This window comes from Methylorubrum subtropicum (assembly GCF_038442325.1).
GTDB lineage: Bacteria > Pseudomonadota > Alphaproteobacteria > Rhizobiales > Beijerinckiaceae > Methylobacterium > Methylobacterium subtropicum.
In genome coordinates this window covers 105,529-126,480 of record NZ_JBBXMW010000012.1, presented here as the reverse complement: position 1 = coordinate 126,480, position 20,952 = coordinate 105,529, and the positions used below count along the sequence as shown (strand labels likewise).

20 protein-coding genes are annotated in these 20,952 nt (G+C 69.8%); 8 read left to right on the top strand and 12 right to left on the bottom strand.

What is annotated here, in order from left to right:
• Positions 1-96: 96 nt before the first annotated feature.
• From AAHG03_RS17365 to AAHG03_RS17325, 9 genes are all read right to left on the bottom strand, one after another.
• Positions 97-1,200 carry an HD domain-containing phosphohydrolase gene (locus tag AAHG03_RS17365; RefSeq protein WP_342151991.1) on the bottom strand — a complete coding sequence of 368 codons (1,104 nt, stop codon included), beginning with the start codon at positions 1,198-1,200 and terminating at the stop codon, positions 97-99.
• 22 nt (positions 1,201-1,222) lie between these two features.
• Positions 1,223-2,311: a protein-glutamate methylesterase/protein-glutamine glutaminase gene (locus AAHG03_RS17360; RefSeq protein WP_342151990.1), complete on the bottom strand. Its 1,089-nt coding sequence runs from the start codon at positions 2,309-2,311 to the stop codon at positions 1,223-1,225.
• 10 nt (positions 2,312-2,321) lie between these two features.
• Positions 2,322-3,176, bottom strand: coding sequence for a CheR family methyltransferase (locus tag AAHG03_RS17355; RefSeq protein ID WP_342151989.1), 855 nt, complete (start codon positions 3,174-3,176; stop codon positions 2,322-2,324).
• A gap of 7 nt (positions 3,177-3,183) precedes the next feature.
• Positions 3,184-3,657 carry a chemotaxis protein CheW gene (locus AAHG03_RS17350; RefSeq protein WP_342151988.1) on the bottom strand — a complete coding sequence of 158 codons (474 nt, stop codon included), beginning with the start codon at positions 3,655-3,657 and terminating at the stop codon, positions 3,184-3,186.
• 115 nt (positions 3,658-3,772) lie between these two features.
• Positions 3,773-5,866, bottom strand: coding sequence for a HAMP domain-containing methyl-accepting chemotaxis protein (locus AAHG03_RS17345; protein ID WP_342151987.1), 2,094 nt, complete (start codon positions 5,864-5,866; stop codon positions 3,773-3,775).
• A 135-nt stretch (positions 5,867-6,001) separates the two neighbouring features.
• Positions 6,002-8,212 (bottom strand): HAMP domain-containing methyl-accepting chemotaxis protein, encoded by a 2,211-nt coding sequence (locus AAHG03_RS17340; protein ID WP_342151986.1) that lies wholly within the window; start codon positions 8,210-8,212, stop codon positions 6,002-6,004.
• A 51-nt stretch (positions 8,213-8,263) separates the two neighbouring features.
• Positions 8,264-8,725, bottom strand: coding sequence for a chemotaxis protein CheW (locus AAHG03_RS17335; protein WP_342151985.1), 462 nt, complete (start codon positions 8,723-8,725; stop codon positions 8,264-8,266).
• Entirely contained in the window at positions 8,725-10,800 is a 2,076-nt protein-coding gene (locus AAHG03_RS17330; RefSeq protein WP_342151984.1) for a chemotaxis protein CheA, read from the bottom strand. Before AAHG03_RS17330 ends, AAHG03_RS17335 begins: the two co-directional genes overlap by 1 nt.
• A gap of 719 nt (positions 10,801-11,519) precedes the next feature.
• Entirely contained in the window at positions 11,520-12,692 is a 1,173-nt protein-coding gene (locus AAHG03_RS17325; RefSeq protein WP_342151983.1) for a methyl-accepting chemotaxis protein, read from the bottom strand.
• Positions 12,693-12,891: 199 nt separating this feature from the next.
• Between AAHG03_RS17325 and AAHG03_RS17320 the strand changes: the two genes are divergently transcribed.
• Both AAHG03_RS17320 and AAHG03_RS17315 read left to right on the top strand, forming a co-directional pair.
• Positions 12,892-13,179, top strand: a complete 288-nt coding sequence (locus tag AAHG03_RS17320) for an STAS domain-containing protein (protein ID WP_342151982.1) — start codon at positions 12,892-12,894, stop codon at positions 13,177-13,179.
• A gap of 39 nt (positions 13,180-13,218) precedes the next feature.
• Positions 13,219-13,584, top strand: coding sequence for a response regulator (locus tag AAHG03_RS17315; RefSeq protein ID WP_342151981.1), 366 nt, complete (start codon positions 13,219-13,221; stop codon positions 13,582-13,584).
• Here AAHG03_RS17315 and AAHG03_RS17310 read toward each other — a convergent pair.
• Positions 13,581-13,910, bottom strand: coding sequence for a hypothetical protein (locus AAHG03_RS17310; RefSeq protein WP_342151980.1), 330 nt, complete (start codon positions 13,908-13,910; stop codon positions 13,581-13,583). The genes AAHG03_RS17315 and AAHG03_RS17310 overlap by 4 nt on opposite strands.
• Before the next feature lie 237 nt (positions 13,911-14,147).
• On the opposite strand from AAHG03_RS17310, the gene fabD reads away from it, so the two are divergent.
• The 5 genes from fabD (at position 14,148) to mltG (ending at position 19,248) form a co-directional block, all read left to right on the top strand.
• A complete protein-coding gene (fabD, locus tag AAHG03_RS17305) occupies positions 14,148-15,080 on the top strand; it encodes an ACP S-malonyltransferase (protein WP_342151979.1) in 933 nt (310 codons plus the stop codon).
• Positions 15,081-15,101: 21 nt separating this feature from the next.
• Positions 15,102-15,842, top strand: coding sequence for a 3-oxoacyl-[acyl-carrier-protein] reductase (gene fabG, locus AAHG03_RS17300; protein ID WP_342151978.1), 741 nt, complete (start codon positions 15,102-15,104; stop codon positions 15,840-15,842).
• A 258-nt stretch (positions 15,843-16,100) separates the two neighbouring features.
• Positions 16,101-16,337: an acyl carrier protein gene (locus AAHG03_RS17295; protein WP_056249561.1), complete on the top strand. Its 237-nt coding sequence runs from the start codon at positions 16,101-16,103 to the stop codon at positions 16,335-16,337.
• A 109-nt stretch (positions 16,338-16,446) separates the two neighbouring features.
• Positions 16,447-17,709: a beta-ketoacyl-ACP synthase II gene (gene fabF / locus AAHG03_RS17290; RefSeq protein ID WP_342151976.1), complete on the top strand. Its 1,263-nt coding sequence runs from the start codon at positions 16,447-16,449 to the stop codon at positions 17,707-17,709.
• A 144-nt stretch (positions 17,710-17,853) separates the two neighbouring features.
• Positions 17,854-19,248 (top strand): endolytic transglycosylase MltG, encoded by a 1,395-nt coding sequence (gene mltG / locus AAHG03_RS17285; RefSeq protein ID WP_342151975.1) that lies wholly within the window; start codon positions 17,854-17,856, stop codon positions 19,246-19,248.
• A gap of 214 nt (positions 19,249-19,462) precedes the next feature.
• On the opposite strand, the gene AAHG03_RS17280 is transcribed toward mltG, so the two are convergent.
• On the bottom strand, positions 19,463-20,233 hold the full coding sequence (locus AAHG03_RS17280) for an NAD kinase (protein ID WP_342151973.1): 771 nt from the start codon (positions 20,231-20,233) through the stop codon (positions 19,463-19,465).
• Between the two features lie 79 nt (positions 20,234-20,312).
• On the opposite strand from AAHG03_RS17280, the gene cutA reads away from it, so the two are divergent.
• On the top strand, positions 20,313-20,639 hold the full coding sequence (gene cutA / locus AAHG03_RS17275) for a divalent-cation tolerance protein CutA (RefSeq protein ID WP_342151972.1): 327 nt from the start codon (positions 20,313-20,315) through the stop codon (positions 20,637-20,639).
• Between the two features lie 61 nt (positions 20,640-20,700).
• Here cutA and AAHG03_RS17270 read toward each other — a convergent pair whose 3' ends face one another.
• Entirely contained in the window at positions 20,701-20,859 is a 159-nt protein-coding gene (locus AAHG03_RS17270) for a hypothetical protein (protein WP_342151971.1), read from the bottom strand.
• Positions 20,860-20,952: the final 93 nt, after the last annotated feature.

The window sequence follows — 20,952 nt, the reverse complement described above, 5'->3', positions numbered from 1 at the left end:
GAGGGTCAATCAGGCTTCGCCGCGAGCCTGCATCAAGTTCCGCCGGGGGCTGCCGAAGTTTTGGTCGGTGTGCGAGCCGAAGCGGCAGCGTTCCGCTCAGGCGGCGGTCTGCTGCTGCGCCGCAACGACCTCGATGTCGGGCCGCTCGTGCTTGGCCGCCTCGATCTTCCTCCTGGCCGCCAGGAAGGCATCGACGCAGGTCGGATCGAAATGGCCGCCGCGCTCGCTCGCGATGTAGGCGAAGGCCTCGTCCTCGGTCAGCGCCGTCTTGTAGGGCCGCACGGTGGTGAGCGCGTCGAACACGTCGGCGATGGCGACGATCCGGGCGGGCAGCGGGATCAGCCGGCCCCGGAGCCCGCGGGGATAGCCCTTGCCGTCCCAGCGCTCGTGGTGGGCGCCCGCGATCTCGGCGGCGAGCTGGATCAGGTCGCTGGTGCTGCCGCCGAGGATGCGCTCGCCGATGGCCGCGTGCTCGCGGATCACCGCGAACTCGCCCGGATCGAGGCGGCCGGCCTTGAGCAGCACCGCGTCGGGCACCGCGACCTTGCCGACGTCGTGGAGGGGGGCGGCGAGGAAGATCGAGCGGCAGGCGGCGGGGGGCAGGCCCAGCTCCTCGGCCAGCAGCGCGCTGTAGCGGGCGACGCGGTAGGTGTGGCCGCCGGTGTCGTTGTCGCGGTACTCCACCGCCAGCGACAGGCGGAAGATGATCTCCGCCTCCCGGTCGAGCAGACGGCGCGTCGCCGCCTCGACCTCGCGGGCGAGCCACGCCGCCTGATCGTTGAGGCGGCGCAGCGCCGCCGAGAGGCTCGCCATGTTGCGAAGCCGCGCGCGGACCTCGGCGGCGTCCGGGGTCTTCGACAGGAAGTCGGTCGCGCCGGCCTCCAAAGCCTCGATCCGCACGCGCTCGTTCAGGCTCGTGGTGATCATCACGATCGGGATCTGCTCGTAGCCGGGCAGCGCCCGCAGGCGGCGCGTGAGCGCGATGCCGTCGAGGCCCGGCATCACGTAATCGACCAGCACGAGATCGAACGCGCCGGTCGCGGCGGCGTCGAGCGCCGCGTAGGGGTCGGTGAAGGGCACGCAGGTCAGCGCGCAGGCCTCCTCCACGAGCCGCGTCAGGTTGGCGAGGCTCGACGCGCTGTCGTCCACCACGAGCGCCCGCATCGACGGCGCTTCCGAGGGTAACGGCTTGAGCGGCATGGCGGGACCCTCTTGCGGTGCCTCAGGCGATGCGGCCGAGGGGCTGGCTCGCGCCGAAGCGCAGGATCTCCGCGTGGATGCGGTCGAGCGGCATCACCTTGGCGGCGGCGCCCCGCTCGATCGCCTCCTTCGGCATGCCGAACACGACGCAGCTCTCCTCGTCCTGCGCGACCGTCAGCGCGCCGGCGCGGCGCATCTCCAACAGGCCGTTGGCGCCGTCGTCGCCCATGCCGGTCATGATGATGCCGAGTGCGTTGGCGCCCGCGCATTGCGCGGCGGAGCGGAACATCACGTCGACCGAGGGACGGTGGCGCGAGACCAGCGGCCCGTCCTTGACCGCCACCGCGTAGTGCCCGCCGATCCGCTGCACCAAGAGGTGACGCCCGCCCGGCGCGATCAGGGCCTGCCCGGGGCGGACGGGGTCGCCGTCCTCCGCCTCCTTGACCGAGACGGCGCAGAGCCCATCGAGCCTGCGGGCGAAGGCGGCGGTGAAGCGCTCGGGCATGTGCTGGACGACGACGATGCCGGGGCTCTCGGCAGGCAGCACTTCGAGCACGTCGCGCAAAGCCTCGGTGCCGCCGGTCGAGGCGCCGATGCAGACGATCGGCTCGGTGCCGGTGACGCGCCGGGACGCCACCGGCGGCGGCAGCATCGCGTCGGCCGAGAGCTTGCGCTCGACCTGCCGCTCGGCACTGCGCGGGCGCAGCCGCGAGCGGGCGGCGGCGCGCACCGCGTCGCAGACCCGCACCGAGGATTCGACGAGGAACTGGCGGGTGTCGATGCGGGGCTTCGGGAGCACGTCGACGGCGCCGGCCTCCAACACCTCGAACAGCATGCGCGAGCCGGCCTCCGTCAGCGTCGAGCAGATGATCACCGGGATCGGCTTCTGCGCCATGATCTTGCGCAGGAAGGTCAGCCCGTCCATCCGCGGCATTTCGAGGTCGAGGATGATGACGTCGGGCACCTCCTCCTGGATGCGGCGGGCCGCGACGAACGGGTCGGCGGCGGTGCCGAGCACGGTGATGTCGGGCGCCGTGTCGAGGATCTGGCAGAGCGTCTGCCGGACAGAGGCCGAATCGTCCACGACGAGGACGCGGATCGGAGCGGTCATCGAGATACCCTCAGCGGCGGAAGACGGTGGAGGTCACTTGCGTCAGGCCCTGGAGACCCGCGACCGACATCGATTCGGAATGGCCCACGACGAGGTAGCCGCCGGGGCGCAGATGGGAGGACAAGCGTTCCAGCACCGCCCGCTGCGTCGGCCGGTCGAAGTAGATCAGCACGTTGCGGCAGAAGACGACGTCCACGTCGCGGTCGATGGCATAACGCTCGTCCATCAGGTTGAGGCGCTGGAAGCGCACCCGGCGGCGCAGTTCGGGCACGATCCGGCCCTGCTGACGGGCGGGATCGCGGGCCGTCATGACGTAGCGGCGGCGGGTCGCAGTTGGGATCGCCGCCAGCATCTCGTCGGAATAGATGGCGGCGGAGGCCAGCCGTAGCACCTCGGTCGAGATGTCGGTGCCGAGGACCGCGTAGTCGAACCGGGCGCCCTCCGCGATCATGTCCTGGAGCACCATCGCCAGGGTGTAGGCCTCGGCGCCGGTGGAGGCCGCCGAACTCCAGATCTTCAGCATCGGACGATCAGTGCGATGGCCCGGCAGGGCGCAGAGCTTCGGCACCAGCGTCTGCCGCAACAGGTCGAAATGCGCCGGCTCGCGAAAGAAGTCGGTCTTGTTGGTGGTCACGCAATCGACGAGATGGACGAACTCGTCCGCCAGCCGCCCCTTGTCGAAGAGGTGGCGGCCGTAATCGTCCAGGGTGTCGAGGCGGAGCGCCCGCACCCGCTTGCGCAGGCGCCCCTCCAGCATCGTCCGCTTGGTGGCGGGGAGCTGGATGCCGACGCGCGTCTCGATGACCTCGGCGATCGAGCGGAAATGCCGCTCGCTCAACGTATCCGTCAGGAGTCCGGAGGACATGGAAGGCTCAGGCCGCCAGCGCGCGGCCGAGGAGGGCCGGCTCGTCGCCCTCCATCAGGCGGACGAGGTCGAACACCACGACGAAGGCGTCGCCGCGCCGGCCGATGCCGGCGATGTAGTGCGAGCGCCAGCGCCCGCCGACATCGGGGGCGGCCTCCATCTCCGCCCGGTCGAGTTCGGTCACCTCGAACACCCGGTCGGCGACGAAGCCGACCCGCATGGTGCGGTCCGGCATCGGCACGTTGAGCAGGATGATCCGGGTCGCGGGGCTCGGCGCTTCCGGGGGGAGCCCGAGCTTGGTGCGCAGATCGACCACCGGATAGCTCTGGCCGCGCACGTCGATCATGCCGACGAGGAAGGCCGGTGCCTGCGGCAGGGCGGCGGGGGCGCGGTAATCGAGGATTTCCTGAACGTGCTCGATGTCGATCCCGAAGGTCTCACGGCCGAGGCCGAGGGTCAGATATTGCCATACGCTCGACATCCTGGCGCTCCGGTCCGTCCGCTGGCTGTCCCATCTCTCGGACAGGTTGGATGAAAAGGGTTGATCGATCGTAGGCCCCGCGGGCTTCGGCGAGCCCGCGGGGTCTCGGGCCGCGTCAGGCGACGCGGGTGAAGTCGGCGTCGCGCTCGTCGCCCTCGCCCATGTCGAAGGCGAAGCCGCCACCGCCCATGGACTTGGCCGCCGGGCGGGCCGCCGCCCGCTTGGCCGGGGCGCGGCTCACCGGGGACTTCACCACAGGGGAGGCCGCCATCCGGGCCGCGGTCGCCCGCAACTGCGTCACCGCCCCGTCGATCTCCCGCGAACCGGCGGCGGGCGCCGGCTTCCCGTCGATGCGGAAGTAGGCGATGGCCGCTTGCAGGGTCTCGGCCTGGGCGGCCAGCTCCTCGGAGGTCGCCGAGACCTGCTCGGACGCGCTCGCGTTCTGCTGGGTCACCTTGTCGAGCTGCTGGATCGCCTGGTTGATCTGGCCCGAGCCGACATCCTGCTCGCGGCAGGCCGCCGAGATTTCTTCTACCAGCGAGGCCGTCTTCTTGATGTCGGGCACCAGCCGCCCAAGCATGTCGCCGGCTTCGCGCGCCGCCTTGACCGTGTCGATCGACAGCGTGCCGATCTCGGCCGCCGCGGCTTGGCTACGCTCGGCGAGCTTCCTCACCTCGGAGGCCACCACCGCGAAGCCGCGGCCGTGCTCGCCGGCCCGCGCCGCTTCCACCGCGGCGTTGAGGGCCAAAAGATCGGTCTGGCGGGCGATTTCCTGCACGATGGTGATCTTCTGGGCGATGGTCTGCATCGCCTCGACGGCGCGACCCACGGCGCCGCCGCTGGCCTCGGCGTCCTTGGCCGACTGGCGGGCGATGGCTTCGGTCTGGCCGGCATTCTCGGCGTTCTGCTTCACGTTGGCGGCCATCTCCTCCATGGAGGCGGAAGCCTCCTCGGTGGACGAGGCCTGCTCGGTCGAGCCCTGGGAGAGCTGTTCGGCGGAGGCCGAGAGTTCCTGCGAACCGGCCGAGACGTTGCTCGCCGAGGCGATCACCTGCCCCACGACCTCGCGCAGCTTCACGTTCATCGCCTGGATGGCGTGCAGCAGGTCGGTGACCTCGTCGCGACCGGTGGCGGCCACGTCCCGGGTCAGGTCGCCCGCGGCGACGCTCTGGGCAGCGGCGACCGCCCTCGACAGGCCCCGCGAGATCGAGAGCGCCATCCACAGGGCCATGGCGAGGCCGAGAAGGACGGCGCCGACGACGACGCCGATCAGGATCGTGCGGACCGACTGGTAGGATTCCTGGGTTTCGTGGACGAAGCCCTGGGCGACGGTCTCCTCATAGCCGCGCAGCTTGGCCACCTCCTCGACCACCGCCCGGCGGGCGTCGGTGAAGGGGCCGACATAGTAGCGAAGCGCCTTGGCGTCGGTGTTGGCGAGGCCGAGGGCGAACACCTTCTCGGCCGAGGGCTCCCAGGTCTTCACGGCGGTGGAGAGGGCGCCCGCCGCCTCGGCGTAGCCGCCGGCTCGAGCCGCCTCGAGCAGCTTAGCGAGATCACGGCCGAGCGCCTTCTGCGTCTCGGAGAACTCGCCGGCGATCTTGGCCAGCAGGGCGTCGTCGGTCACCACGATCTCGCGGTAGATTTCGCCGCGCAGGCGGACCATCTTGAGTTCGATCGCCGAGATCAGGGTGCGGTCCTCGACCGAGAGGTCGGCCCGCGCCTTGAGGTCGTCGATGCGCGCCATCACGGCGGTGTAGGCGGCGAACTGCTCGCCGGTCGCGATCCCGTTGGCGGTGTTGTTGCCGTTCTGGACGGCGAATTCCAGGCCCTTGGTCACGGCCTCGCTGAGCTTGCCCCATTCCTCGCGCAGCGGCTGGATGCGATGACGGTCGGCGGGTGGAACGAGTTCGGTGTATTCCTTCAGGATACCCTGGAACTTGGCATCGTGCGCCTTGAAGTCGACGGCGAGTTTTTCGCGGGCTCCGTTCGTGGGCTCGAGCATCGAGCGGGCGAACATGCGGGCGGCGTCGAAGGACATCGCCTCGATGCGCAGCACCCGCTGGACCTGGGTGAACGGGCGGGCCGCAAAGGCCTGCATCCGCTCGTTGGATTGGCTCAGGCTGGTCACCGCCAAGGTGCCGGCCCCGCCGAGCAGCACGAGGATCAGCCCGAAGGAGATGCCGAGTTTGGATTTGATCGTGAAACGCATGATAGTCAGCCCCACACTTTACTGATCATGTCCCCAGTCATTCCGGTCGTCGGCATTCGCCGCGATTCTTCTATCGACCGGTCTTTCCACGATCCGCGCGGGCGTCGGTCCCGCGCGGATCGGTATTGCCTCGCGTCAGGCGACGCGGGTGAAGTCGGCGTCGCGCTCGTCGCCCTCGCCCATATCGAAGGCGAAGCCGCCGCCCTGGGATTTGGCCGCCGGGCGGGCCGGGGCCCGCTTGGCCGGGGCGCGGCTCACCGGCGACTTCACCACCGGGGAGGCCGCCATCCGTGACGCGGTCGCCCGCAATTGCGACACCGCCCCGTCGATCTCCCGCGCGCCCGCCGTCTGGGTGGCATCGAGACGGAAGTAGGCGATGGTGGCCTGGAGCGTCTCGGCCTGAGCCGCCAGCTCCTCGGAGGTCGCCGAGACCTGCTCGGACGCACTCGCGTTCTGCTGGGTCACCTTGTCGAGCTGCTGGATCGCCTGGTTGATCTGGCCCGAGCCGACATCCTGCTCGCGGCAGGCCGCCGAGATCTCCTCCACCAGCGAGGCGGTCTTCTTGATGTCGGGCACGAGGCGACCGAGCATGTCGCCGGCTTCCCGCGCTGCCTTGACCGTATCGATCGACAGGGTGCCGATCTCCGCCGCCGCGGCTTGGCTACGCTCGGCGAGCTTCCTCACCTCGGAGGCCACCACCGCGAAGCCGCGGCCGTGTTCGCCGGCGCGGGCCGCTTCCACCGCGGCGTTGAGAGCCAGGAGATCGGTCTGGCGGGCGATCTCCTGCACGATGGTGATCTTCTGAGCGATGGTCTGCATCGCCTCGACCGCGCGACCCACGGCGACGCCGCTCGCCTCGGCATCCTTGGCGGATTGCCGGGCGATGGCTTCGGTCTGGCCAGCGTTCTCGGCGTTCTGCTTCACGTTGGCGGCCATCTCCTCCATGGAGGCGGAAGCCTCCTCGGTGGACGAGGCCTGCTCGGTCGAGCCCTGGGAGAGCTGTTCGGCGGAGGCCGACAGCTCCTGCGAGCCGGCCGAGACGTTGGCGGCGGCCGCGGTCGCGTCCGACACCACGGCGCGCAGCCGCGTCAGCATCGTCTGGAGCGCGGTGCCGAGCTTGTCCTTCTCGGACAAAGGCTTGGCCGCCACCGTGAGGTTGCCGCCGGCGATCTCGTCGGCGATGGCCGCGGTCGCGTCGAGGTTGCGCGTCATCGCGTTGAGCGCGCGGATCAGGTCGCCGACCTCGTCGGAGGCGTTGGAGGTCAGCGTCCGGCTGAGATCGCCCACGGCCACCGCGTTGGCGAGTTCGACGGCCTGACCCAGGCCTCGGCTGATCTGGAGCGCGATCCACGTCGCCGCCGCGAGCGCGATCAGGAGCGAGGCGGCGAGCATGCCGACCAGCAGCATCCGGGCGTTGGCGGCATCCGCGGCGCCGGTCGCTGCGGCCACCTCCATCCGATGGCGGATCTGGCCGCTGTAATCATCGAGCGCCTTGATGGAGGCGAGCAGCTGCGCGCGTCCCTCGCCCATGGTGAGGCTCTGGGCCCGCAGGTTGCCGCCTTCCGCGGCGATGGTCACGACGCGCGCGGCGGAGGCGAAGGCCTTCTCGTACTGGCTTGTCACGGCCGCCGCCGAGACGCCGCCGGCATCGATGGCCGCCACAGTCCGGGCGATGTCGGCCGCCACCTCCTTGCCGGCCTGCTGCGCGATCCGGGTCGATTCCTCCAGTTCGGGGAGCGAGCCGGCGCTCAGCACCATCATGATCTGGCGGGTGTAGCGCAGCCAGCTCTCCCTTGCCCGCTCGAAGGCGAAGGCGGCGCGCAGCTGCTCCTCGCTCGCGCCGGGCTTGGTCAGGGTGGCGGCGAGCGCGTCCGAGGCCTCGTTCAGGCCCTTGATGATGGCGGCGGTCTCGCTCTGCCACGTCTGGAACGCGCGGAAGTTCGAGTTGAGGCGCCCGTTGCGCACCACCTCGTCCTGCACCTTGAACAGGGCGGTGATCCGCTCCGAGACGCCGTCCAGCACGCGCCGCTCGTCGGCGGCGGCACTGCGCTCCAACTCGTCCTTGCCCTTGAACAGGTCGCGCCGCGTCGTCCCGAGATCGGCGTTCAGCAGGTCGAGCTTGGCCGGATCGCTCTCGAGGATGATGTTCTTCTCGATCCGCGCGGTGGTGTTGAGGAAGTTCTGCAGGTCGGAGACCTTGGTGACGCGCTCGCCCTGGCGGGCGAGGTCGGCCTGGCTCGCGGCCAGATCGGACAGTTTGACGTAGCTGAGGCCCCCCGCCGCCGCGGAGAGCAGCAGCACGACACCGAAGGCGCCCGCGAGTTTGGCTTTGACCGTGACTCTCATGGTGTCGTTTCCATCCGTCTGAACATGTTGTTGGGGTTCACCTCGGCGCGTTCAATTGAGGATCCGCTCGACATCCGGGAGGATGACGAACTCGTCTCCGAACTTGACGATCGACTTGATGAATTCGGGACGCCACGCGGTGCCGACCTTCGGCATCCGCTGTTCGGTGCCGGCCTGAAGCTCGGTCACCTCGAACACCTTGTCGGCCACGAGCGCGACCACGACGGGGTCACCCTCGATCTCGACCTCGATCACCACGAAGCGGGTGTCCTGGGTCGCCGCCTCGGGCCGCATGCCGAAGCGCTCGCGGATGTCGGCGAGGGGCACGACGTTGCCGCGCACGTTGACGATCCGGTCCAGATGCGCCCGCGCGCCCGCCACGCGGGTCGCCGGGATCGGGTCGATGATCTCGCGCACCATCCCGGCATCGAGCGCGAAGGTCTCGGAGCCGATGCGCACCATCACCACCTGCAGGCCGCCGGCCTGGATCGAGGCTTCCACCGCGCCGGTCATCACGCCACCTCTTGGAATTCGCGGAGAGATTCGGGCCGGTTGCCCATCACGAGCTGGCCGATGTCGATGATGAGCGCGGCGGTGCCGTCGCCGAGGATCGTCGCCCCCGAGAAGGTCGCGACGTCCGCCTGGAGCTTGGAGAGCGACTTAATCACCGTCTGGTGGTTGCCGATGATCTGATCGACCACGAGCCCGATCCGGGTCTCGCCGACCGAGACGATGATGACCTTCTGGTGCGGGTCGGGCTGCCCTTCCGCCGCGAACAGGCTGCGCAGCCGCAGGAACGGCACCAGCGCGCCGCGGATGTTGAGGAAGTCGCGGCCCCGGCCCGTGCGGTCGCCGTCCGGCAACTCGACGCATTCCTCCACCGCCGAGAGGGGCACGACGTAGCGCCCCTCGCCGACGCGGATCAGCAGGCCCTCGATGATCGCCAGCGTCAGCGGCAGGCGCAGGCTCACCTTCGTGCCCGCCCCCGGCACCGTCGAGATGTCGATGGTGCCGCGCAAGGACTCGATGGTCTTCTTGACCACGTCCATGCCGACGCCGCGGCCCGAGAGCGCCGAGATCGTCGCCGCGGTCGAGAAGCCCGGCGCGAACAGGAACTGGTAGATCTGCTGGTCGCTCAGCACCGTGCCGGGGGCGCACAGCCCCTTCTCCTCGGCCTTGGCGCGGATGCGGGCGGCGTCGAGCCCGGCGCCGTCGTCGCGCACGCTCACCATCACCTGCGCGCCGGCATGCTCGGCGGTGAGCGTGATGCGGCCGGTGGCGCCCTTGTCCGCAGCGGCGCGGCGGGCCGGGTCCTCGATGCCGTGATCGATGGCGTTGCGGATCAGGTGGACCAGCGGATCGGCCAGCCGCTCGATCATGGTCTTGTCGAGTTCGGTGTCCTCGCCCTCGGTGACGAACTCGACCGGCTTGCCGAGATCGCGCGACAGGTCGTGGACGAGGCGGCGGAAGCGGCCGAACAGCGAGCCGATCGGCACCATGCGGATGCTCATCGTGGTGTCGCGCAGCCGCGCCGAGAGCCGCTCGATCTCCTCCGAGATCGTCTTGATGCCGCCATCCGCATGCAGGCCGGCGAGCTGGCTCAACCGCGCCTGGGCGATGACGAGTTCGCCGACCCGGTCCATCAACTCGTCGAGGCGCTCGGCCTCGACCCGCACCGTGCTGGTCGGGCGCTCCTCGTTGCGGCGCGCGGCAGCGCGCGGCTCCGGGGCCGGGGGTGCTTTGGACGGTTCCACGGAAGGAGCCGGCGGCGCGGCGGCGACCACGGTGGCCGCGACCGGCGCTTCGGCGGGCGTCTGTGCCAAAATCTCCGCCTCTTGCGGCGCCTCGGCGCTCGCGCCGAGCGGCGCCAGGGTGAGGGTCACCTCGTCCTGGCTGAACAGGAAGACGTCCTCGATCGCCTCCCGCGTCACGGCCTTGCGCAGGGTGACGTCCCAGCCGATCGCCAGCGCCTCCGGGTCGAGGGCGTCGAGGCCGGGCAGCGCGTCGAGGCGAGGCACGACCGTGCAGGGGCCGAGATCGCGCAGGTCGTCGAGGAGGGCGAGCGGGTTGGTGCCGTTGCGCAGCACGTCCGGCGCGAAGGCGATCCCGATCCGCCATCCGGCTTCCTCGCCGAGGGCGAGGGCCGGCGGCGTGACGGGGGCGGCCGGAGCAGGGCTCGGCGCCGGGGCGGCGACGGCCTTGCCACTCTCCCTGGCGCCGCCGACGAGGGCGCCGAGTTCGCCCAGAATGGCCTCGCCGAAGACCGGCTCGGTCCCGTCCGGGTCCTCGATCAGCTGGCGGATGTAGTCCTTGGCCGAGAGGGCGACGTTGACGAGGTCGAGGCTCGCGGGCACGCGGCCCTGGCGCACGAGGTCGAAGGCGGTCTCGAAATCGTGCGTGAAGGCGGCCACGCGCTCGAAGCCGAACATGGCGCCCGAGCCCTTGATGGTGTGCAGCGCCCGGAAGGCGGTGTCGATCAGGGCCCGGTCCTGCGGCTTCTCGCCGAGGTCGAGCAGGGTCGTCTCCAAGGTTTCCAGAAGTTCGTTGGCTTCCGTGCGGAAGACGGCGACGGGGTCCAGGGTCGTCATGTCTGCACCGGCCTCTGCGGCATGCCCGATGGTCTCACGACGGAGGTGCAGCGCCGCAGCCGGCACTCCGTTCGATCGCGCACGCTTCTTCACGCTCCGATGGAGCGAGACAAAGGATGTTCCGTGATCGTGGTAAGTGTCGGGGAATAGCCGTCTTCCGTGGTGATCTGCAGTAGAAATCCAAACAATGAATTTTTTGTGAAGCATAACATTCGATAAAAACAAGTATAAAAGTAGTGTTTGATGCCGTGCTCCGGGTGTCCGGGTATCGGAGGATCACAGGACGGTGGGGCCGGAATTCGCCTCGGGCGACAGGGAGGGCGGATGCCGTTCCATCGACGTCGCATCCGCCTCACGCCGTCATCGCGAGGCGAGGCGTAAGCGATCCAGGGCGCGACTTGTCCGGAAAGGGTGCGACTGGACCGACGGGGCGGCCGACGGAAGACCCCATCCGGTGAGTGCGGAGCCCTGGATTGCTTACGCCTCGCCTCGCAATGACGGGGAGGCTGAAAGGCGCCGGCGGAGACTGGAAATCTGATATCGGCGATTGAAATTGGGTCGTCCGCACAAAACGGATTTCCCATCCAAACCCTCATCCTGAGGTGCCCGCGTCAGCGGGCCTCGAAGGAGGGCTCCAGGGATCGCTGAGCGAACGGGAGCCCTCCTTCGAGGCTGCTTCGCAGCACCTCAGGATGAGGGTGTGGTTGAGAAGGCGAACGTTAGAAAAGATCGATCCCGTCGAAGGGGTCGTCCGAGGCCTTCGCGGCGGGCGCCGGGGCGGGCTCGCCGGTCAGCACGTGGCGGCGGAGGCGGTCGCGGACTTCGCCGAGGGTGCATGCGGCGACCATCGCCTCGGCCCAGGCCGGGTCCGGGGTGGCGTCGGCGGCCTCGGGGGTCTCGGTCGCGGTGCGCGCGGCCATCCGGGCGAGTTCGGCGTCGAGCGAGCGCAGCACGGTCTGGGTGTTCTCGATGCGCTGCTTCGTCAGGTCCTGGAACTGCATCGCCACGATGGCGCCGGCGACGTCCGCGGTGATCGATTGCGTCGTCTCGGCGGTCTGCTGCAGCACGCCGGCGAAGCGCGTGTTCTGCGCCACCAGGGTCTGCATCACGGTCTGCACCCGCGCCTCGGCGCTGCGGCTCTCGTCGGAGACGTCGACGGTGGCGATGTCCTGCAACAGGCCGTGGCTGCCGCGCAGGCCCGTGGCGATGGAGGCGATCTGCTCCTTGATCGTGGCGGACAGCGTGTTGATCGATTGCGCCAGCAGGCGCACCTCGTCGGCCACCACGGCGAAGGCGCGGCCGGCCTCGCCCGCGCGGGCCGCCTCGATCTTGGCGTTGAGCGCGAGCAGGTTGGTCTGGCGGTTGATCGCTTCGATCCGCGCGACGCTGCCCTCGACCGAGCCGATCTCGGTCAGCACCGCGTCGAGGGAATGCGCCGTCGCGCCGCCCTGGCGGGAGAGGCGGGCGACCTTGTCCATCAGCGCGCCGAGCGTGTCGCCGAGGCCCGCGGCGACGTCGGCGAGCAGCATGGAGCGCCCGTCGATCTCGACGGCCTGGATCGAGGCGACGAGGCCCTGCACGATCTCCGCCTGATCGCGGGTCGTGGCGGCGATGCGCTCGAACCGGCCGGTCAGGCCCTGGACGCTCTCTTCCATATGGCCGGCGGTGAGGCCGGCTTCACCCACGAGGGCTTCCAGCGCACGGCGTTGCAGGGTGGATAGGCCGAGCCAGGCCTGGAGCAAATCGAGGGCGCCGGACCGGTCCGGGGCGGGAAGGGGCGCGGGCTCCGAATCCGGTACGGCGGTGACCGGGACCGGCCGCAGCGCGCGGCGCGGTTGCAGCCACGTCACGCCGGTGCGCTCCTGCGCCAGCTTCGCGACTTCGGAAATCATCGTCCGCGCTCCAAGGACCGTCTGCGCCGCGCTGCCGAACGGGCGGCACGCTTCCGTGAGGCTACGGGCCCATGCTTGCCGAAGGGTTAGCGCGGTGCGGTCGAGATGCGCGCGACATTCAACAAACTTTTACGAGATGTCGGCCTAAGTCTTTCGGCAGGGGCGCGGTGTGCGGGCCTCGACAGGATTGAAGCCCTCCATGTCAGAACAATCCTCCGTCAGGTTGTCCGGCGATTGTACGGTGCGTTCCGTCCGGACGCTGCACCGCGAGATCGCCGCCGCCCTGGAGACGAGTTCGGACCTGAGCCTCGACTGCGCCCAGGTCGAGCGCGCCGACATCGCCTTCGTGCAGCTGGTGCTCTCGGCCGCCGCCACGGCGCGCCAGCAGGCCAAGCGGATCGACCTGACCGACGCCTCCGACGTGGTGGCGAGCGCCTTCGCCCGCGCCGGCCTCCGGCCGCGGGCGCCGTTCGCACCGGCCGCCTGAACCTCAACCCATCAAGACAAGAAAGTCCGGGAGTTCCCCATGGCCACCGTTCTCGCCGTCGATGACTCCGCGAGCATCCGGCAGATGATCAAGGTCGTCCTCGGACCGGCCGGTCACACCGTCATCGAGGCGGGCGACGGCGCCGAGGGCATCGCCAAGGCCAAGAGCGCCGCGCTCAACCTCGTCATCACCGATCTCAACATGCCGGTGATGAACGGCCTCGACATGATCAAGAACCTGCGCACGCTGCCGGCGCTCACGGGCGTGCCGATCCTGTTCCTCAGCACGGAATCGGACGAGGGCATCAAGCAGCAGGCGAAGGCCGCGGGCGCCACCGGCTGGATCACCAAGCCGTTCAAGCCCGAGCAGCTGCTCGCGGTGGTCTCGAAGCTGACCCGCGCCTAAAGCGCCAACCCACGGGCGTCGGCTTCGGCCCGTACGGTATCGAGCAGCGCGCGGGAGGCGATCAGGCGGCGGTCGAGCATCGGGTCGGTGAGCCGGTCGATGAAGATCGGCGCCGTCGCCCCGGCTTCCTGCGTCCGCCGCTCCAGGTCGCCGCGCAGCGCCCGCAGATAGGGAAGGCCCATCGGCCCGAGCCGGTCGAGGGTCGGGCGCAGCTCGGAGCGGAACTCGCACGACAGGCCGGCCAGCCCCACCTGCGCGCTCTCGTAGGCGCCGATCAGGCTGTGCGCCCGCCCGACCGCTTCCTGCGGAAACGAAGTCCTGAACATCTTTTGGGACTCCCCCGATCTGAACGAGGATCGAGGAATGAACGCGCCGGTTTCCCGCCGGTTCGAGCGTGACCATAGTGATCGTCATGTCTCGGCCGGAACTGCTTGGCCAAGCTTCTTTCTTGTGCGTTGCATTGTTGACACCCGCTGTCGGCGGTGCCAGTCCGCCGCACCTTGATTCCGCCGGGGCGCCTTGCTTCGGCGGCGCGCACGAAGACGGCGGGGACGACGAGCGGCATGACGCGGGCCTTCATCTTTCCGGGGCAGGGCAGCCAAGCGGTCGGCATGGGCAAGGCGCTGTCTGAGGCCTCGCCCGCCGCCCGCGCGGTCTTCGCCGAGGTGGACGAGGCGCTCGGCCAGAACCTGTCGAAATTGATGTTCGAGGGGCCTGCCGACGAGCTGACGCTGACGGCCAACGCCCAGCCGGCGCTGATGGCGGCGAGCCTCGCCGTCCTGCGCACCCTGGAGGCCGAGCGCGGCCTCGATCTCGCCCGCGATGCGGCCTTCGTCGCCGGCCACTCGCTCGGCGAGTATTCGGCTTTGGCCGCCGCCGGCACGTTCTCCATCGCCGACGCGGCGCGCCTGCTGCGCATCCGCGGTCAGGCGATGCAGCGGGCGGTGGCGCCGGGCGTCGGCGCCATGGCGGCTCTGCTCGGGCCCGATCTCGAGACCGCCCGCGCCATCGCCGAAGAGGCCGCCGAGGGCATGGTCTGCGGCGTCGCCAACGACAACGGCGCCGGGCAGGTCGTGCTGTCGGGCCATAAGGAGGCGGTCGAGCGGGCGATGGCGCTGGCGCAGTCGCGCGGCGTGCGCCGGGCGGTGCTGCTCAACGTCTCCGCCCCGTTCCACTGCGCCCTGATGGCGCCCGCCGCCGAGACCATGAAGGCGGCGCTCGCCGAGGTAACGCTGAACCCGCCGGTGGTGCCGGTCTACGCCAACGTCACGGCCGGGCCGCTCACCGATCCGGCGGCGATCCGCGAGGCGCTGGTCGCCCAGGTCACCGGAACGGTGCGCTGGAGCGAGAGCGTCGCCGCCATGGCGGAAGCCGGCGTCGACCGCTTCCATGAACTCGGCGCTGGCAAGGTGCTGACCGGCCTCGTCAAGCGCATCGCGCCGGGCGCCACGGCGAGCGCAGTCGGCACGCCCGACGACGTCGCGGCCTACGCTTAAGAATATACCGAGGACAATCCGATGTTCGACCTGACCGGCCGCAAGGCTCTCGTCACCGGCGCGACCGGCGGCCTCGGCAGCGCCATCGCCCGCGCGCTGCACGCGCAGGGCGCCCACGTTGCGCTGTCCGGCACCCGTAAGGGCGTGCTCGACGAACTCGCATCCGAACTCGGCGGCGAGCGCGTCGCCGTGGTGGAAGCCAACCTCGCCGACAAGGAAGCGGTCGAGGCGCTGCTGCCGGCGGCCGAATCGGCGCTCGGCGGGCTCGACATCCTCGTCAACAACGCCGGCATCACCCGCGACAACCTCTTCATGCGGATGAAGGACGAGGAGTGGGAGGCGGTGCTGAACGTCAACCTCACGGCGGCCTTCCGGCTGTCGCGGGCGGCACTCAGGGGCATGATGAAGCGCCGCTACGGCCGCATCATCGGCATCGGCTCGGTCGTCGGCACCACCGGCAATCCGGGCCAGGGCAATTACGCGGCGGCAAAGGCCGGGCTGGTCGGCATGACCAAGGCGCTTGCCGCGGAAGTCGCGAGCCGCAACGTCACGGTCAACTGCATCGCGCCGGGCTTCATCGGCTCGGCGATGACGGACGCGCTGAACGAGAAGCAGCGCGAGACCATCCTGACCCGCGTGCCGGCAGGGCGCCTCGGCACGGCGGGTGAGATCGGCGCGGCGGCGGTGTACTTGGCGTCGGAGGAAGCCGCCTACGTCACCGGGCAGACGCTCCACGTCAACGGCGGCATGGCGATGGTCTGAAGCCGTCCACAGAGATGGTTTCCGACCGAAAAACCACGCCACTGAACGCTTTCTGAACCGCCTCTCGCCAGCACGGAAACCCTGTGTTAACACCCGGCTCAGCCGTGCAGGGGAGTTGACGGTTCAGCGGGTTGCGGCTTTCCAAACCACGCGCGATCGAACAACGGCCGTCTCGAAGAATCCCCGAAGCGGGAAGGCGGCCACGGCGCTTTCGTCGAAACAAAACCACCACGATCGAGAAGACGAGGACCAAGAACGATGAGCGATATCGCCGAGCGCGTGAAGAAGATCGTCGTCGAGCACCTGGGCGTCGAGCCGGAGAAGGTCACTGAGGCCTCCAACTTCATCGACGATCTCGGCGCCGACAGCCTCGACACCGTCGAGCTGGTGATGGCGTTCGAGGAGGAGTTCAACGTCGAGATCCCGGACGACGCCGCCGAGACCATTCAGACGGTCGGCGACGCGGTCAAGTTCCTGGAGAAGAACTCCGCCTGATCTCAGGCGTCCTCGTGCGGGCGGGGTCGAGAGGCCCCGCGCGCCGACAACCTTTGTTCAACGGCGCCCCGGTCGCACGGCCGGGTCGCGGATCGATCGGGAACGTGCGATGCGTCGGGTGGTGATCACGGGTCTGGGTGCGGTCACGCCGCTGGGAGGCAGCGTCGAGCACACCTGGAGCCGGCTGATCGCCGGCGACAGCGGCGCCTCGAAGGTCACCGCGTTCCAGACCGACGACCTCGCCTGCCGCATCGCCTGCACGCTGCCCTTCGGCGACGGCAGCAACGGCACCTTCAATCCCGACACATGGATGGAGGTGAAGGAGCAGCGCAAGGTCGATCCCTTCATCGTCTACGCCATGGCCGCCGCCGGTCAGGCGCTCGACGACGCCGACTGGCATCCGAAGTCGGATCAGGATCAGGAGGCCACCGGCGTCCTGATCGGCTCCGGCATCGGCGGCATCGGCACGATCTACGACGCGTCCGTCACCCTTCACGAGAAGGGGCCGCGGCGCATCTCGCCGTTCTTCATTCCCGGCCGCATCATCAACCTCGCCTCGGGGCAGGTCTCGATCCAGCACGGCCTCAAGGGGCCGAACCACGCGGTCGTCACCGCCTGCTCCACCGGCGCGCACGCCATCGGCGACGCCTCGCGGCTGATCGCTTTGGGCGATGCCGACGTGATGGTGGCGGGCGGCACCGAGGCGCCGGTCAACCGGCTCTCGCTCGCGGGGTTCGCCGCCTGCCGCGCGCTCTCCACCGGCTTCAACGACGACCCGACCCGGGCCTCGCGCCCCTACGACCGCGACCGCGACGGCTTCGTCATGGGCGAGGGCGCGGGCGTCGTCGTGCTGGAGGAGTACGAGCACGCCAAGGCGCGCGGCGCCAAGATCTACGCCGAGGTGATCGGCTACGGCCTGTCGGGCGACGCCTACCACATCACCTCGCCCGCGCCCGACGGCGACGGCGGCTTCCGCTGCATGACGGCCGCGGTGAAGCGCGCCGGCATCGACCCGTCCGAGATCGACTACATCAACGCCCACGGCACCTCGACGCCGCTGGGCGACGAACTGGAACTCAAGGCGGTCGAGCGGCTGCTGGGTGATGCCGCCTCCAAGGCCTCGATGTCCTCCACCAAGTCGGCCATCGGCCACCTGCTCGGTGCCGCGGGCGCGGTCGAAGCGATTTTCTCGATCCTGGCGATCCGCGACGGCGTGATGCCGCCGACGCTCAACCTCGACAACCCGTCGGTGGAGACGGCGATCGACCTGATCCCGCACGAGGCCAAGCGCAAGCGCGTCGATACCGTGCTGTCGAACTCGTTCGGCTTCGGCGGCACCAACGCCTCGCTGTTGATGCGCCGGGTGGATTGAGCCGCATCCTCGCGTTAACGCCATTTCGCCACAAAACCGCATAAGGGTCCTGCTCGACACGCGCGGCCGGCCGTGAGCCTCATGGCTCCGAACAATCCGGCGACGATTCGTCGAGAATCGTGCGCGGCTCGCAGCAGGGTCCCGATGTTCCGCAGACTACAAGTGCCGCCCTCGCCGCCGCCGGCCTCCGAGGAGCCGTCGCTGCCCAACCGCCTGTCGCCGCGCAGCCCGAGCGAGGCGCTGAAGCCCACGGTGGCGCCGCCCCCGCCCGAAAAACCGGAGCGTCGCCGCGGCGGTCTGCTCGCCGCCGTCAGCGGCTTCCTCACGCTCGCCGTCATCGCCGCGCTCGGCGCCATGGTCGTGGTCACGCTGTTCAACCGGCAGGCCAATGAGCCGGGGCCGCTGTCGGCCGACAAGGTCGTGGTGATCCCCAACCGCAGCGGCACCTCCGAGATCGCCCAGATCCTCGCCCGCGAGGGCGTGATCGAGCATCCCAACCTGTTCGAACTGGCCGCCCGCTTCGGCGGCAAGGGGCCGCTCAAGCACGGCGAGTACGTGTTCAAGGCCCATGCCAGCGTCCGCGACGCCATCGACACGCTGGCCAACGGCCGTCAGGTCCAGCACGCCATCACCTTCCCCGAGGGCCTGACCTCGGAGCAGATCGTCGGCCGCCTCAACGAGAACGACGTGCTGTCCGGCGAGATCGCCGAGACGCCGCCGGAAGGCTCGCTCCTGCCCGACACCTACAAGTTCGAGCGCGGCGCCACGCGCCAGCAGATCGTCAACCTGATGCGGGCGAAGCAACGCGAGGTGCTGGCGCAGATCTGGCAGCGCCGCAGCCCCGACGTGCCGGTCAAGACGCCGGCCGAGATGGTGACGCTCGCTTCCATCGTCGAGAAGGAGACGGGCCGGGCCGACGAGCGCCCGCGGGTGGCAGGCGTGTTCGTGAACCGCCTCATGAAGCGGATGAAGCTGCAATCCGACCCGACCATCGTCTACGGCCTCGTCGGCGGGCGCGGCACGCTCGGGCGCGGCATCCTGCGCTCGGAGATCGACCGCCCGACCCCCTACAACACCTACGTGATCGAGGGCCTGCCGCCGGGGCCGATCGCCAATCCGGGCCGCGCCGCGCTCGAAGCGGTGGCCAACCCGTCGCGGACGAAGGATCTCTACTTCGTCGCCGACGGTACCGGCGGCCACGCCTTCGCCGATTCGCTGGAGGGCCACCAGCGCAACGTCACCCGCTGGCGGCAGGTGGAGCGCGCCCGCAAGGAGGCGCCGCAGCCGGAATCGGGCAGCGTCGACAAGGTCGATCCCAACACCGCCGAGCCGAACGCGCCCCAGCCCGCGGGCACGCCGGGCCGCGCCTCGGCCTACGCGCCGGGCTCGAACCCGTCCCTGGCCCTCGACGGCGCGACCATCGACGGCCAGCGCCCGAAGGCGTTCGACGCCTCCGAGGGCACCCGCCTCGACCCCTTACGCAACAAGACCTACGATCTCGGCTCGCCCAAGACCGTGCCGGTGCTGCGCAATCCGTGAGGGCCGCCGGGGCGGCTCGTTCTCGCCGATGGACCGGATAGCCCGCTCGTCCCATCAACCCCCCTCATCCTGAGGTGCTCGGCCGAAGGCTGAGCCTCGAAGGAGGGCTCCAGTTCGCGCGCGATCCACTGGAGCCCTCCTTCGAGGCTCCGCTTCGCTCCGCACCTCAGGATGAGGGTGATGGGCGGGAAAGGGGTGGCGGCCGAAAAACCCCTCAGCCGAACTGCTCCCGCAGAATCCGCTCTTCCAAACTATGCCCCGGATCGTGCAGCAGCACGAGGCTGGTGGCGTGGTCGAGCCAGGTCTCCACCGTGCAGACCCGGCGGACCTCGGTGTGGTCGGCCACCGCCGCCACGGGGCGGTAGGTGGCGTCGATTACGTCGATGCGGATGCGCCCGTGATTCGGCAGCAGCGCCCCGCGCCAGCGCCGGGGCCGGAAGGCCGAGATCGGGGTCAGCGCCAGAAGCTGCGCGTTGAGCGGCAGGATCGGCCCGCCGACCGAGAGGTTGTAGGCGGTCGAGCCCGCGGGCGTCGCCACGAGGATGCCGTCGGCGATGAGTTCGGGCAGGCGCACGTGGTCGTCCACCGAGATCCTGAGCTTGGCGGTCTGGTGGGTCTGGCGCAGCATCGAGACCTCGTTGATCGCCCGCGCGGTGTGGCTGCGCCCCTCGATGTCGGTCGCCACCATGGTCAGCGGGTGGATGGTCGAGCGCTTGGTCGCCTCCAGCCGCTCCAGCAGGGCGTCCTCGCGGAACTCGTTCATCAGGAAGCCGACCGTGCCGCGGTTCATGCCGTAGATCGGTTTCGGCTCGTTCATGAAGCGGTGGAGCACCTGTAGCATCAGGCCGTCGCCGCCCAAGGCGACCACCACGTCGGCCTCTTCCGGCGGCACGTGGTCGTAGCGGCGCATCAGCAGGTCCGCCGCGCCCCGCGCCTCCGGCGTGGGGCTCGCCACGAAGGCGATCCGTGAAAAACGCCGCGGCATCGGTCTGTCGGCCCCGTTGACGGATGCGGGCCGCACCGGCTCCAGTACCGGACGCCACCCGCTTCAGGAGAGCCATAGCATGGAGCGCATGCTCCTCGTCTACACGACCTTCCCCGACGCCCCGACCGCCCTGTCGGTTGGCGAGGCGCTGGTGCGGGCCCAGCTCGCGGCCTGCGTCAACGTGCTGCCCGACATGCAGTCGGTCTATGCGTGGCAGGGCCGGATCGAGCGATCGACCGAGGTCGTCGCGATTCTGAAGAGCCGGGAGGGGCTGGCCGGGCCGCTCGGCGCGGCGCTCAAGGAGCGCCATCCCTACGACACGCCGATCATCCTGCACCTGCCGGTTGCGGAGGCCGACCCGGACACCGCGGCCTGGATCGTCGCGGAAACGAGCGATCCGGCATGAGAAGGGCGCGGCACCCGTCGGCGCCGCGCCCTCGACGATCGTGCGGTGAGGCGGCCGGCTTTTAGCCGGCGACCATCGCCGGGGCACGCTGGTGCCGGGCGATGCTGGCCTCGTAGCGTTCGGCTTGAAGCCGAGTGAGGCCGGACACGAGGGCGAGCGCGCCACGGTAGACCGTGTAGGTGCCGTCCTGGGTCGGTTTCACGCGAATGTGCTCGGACATGGGACCACTCCCTGCCTGGGGCCAATCTTCGAACGCGTCGGAACGGGGGCTACGTTAATCAGTCGTTCACGTCTTGCAAGAGCAGAATTGGCT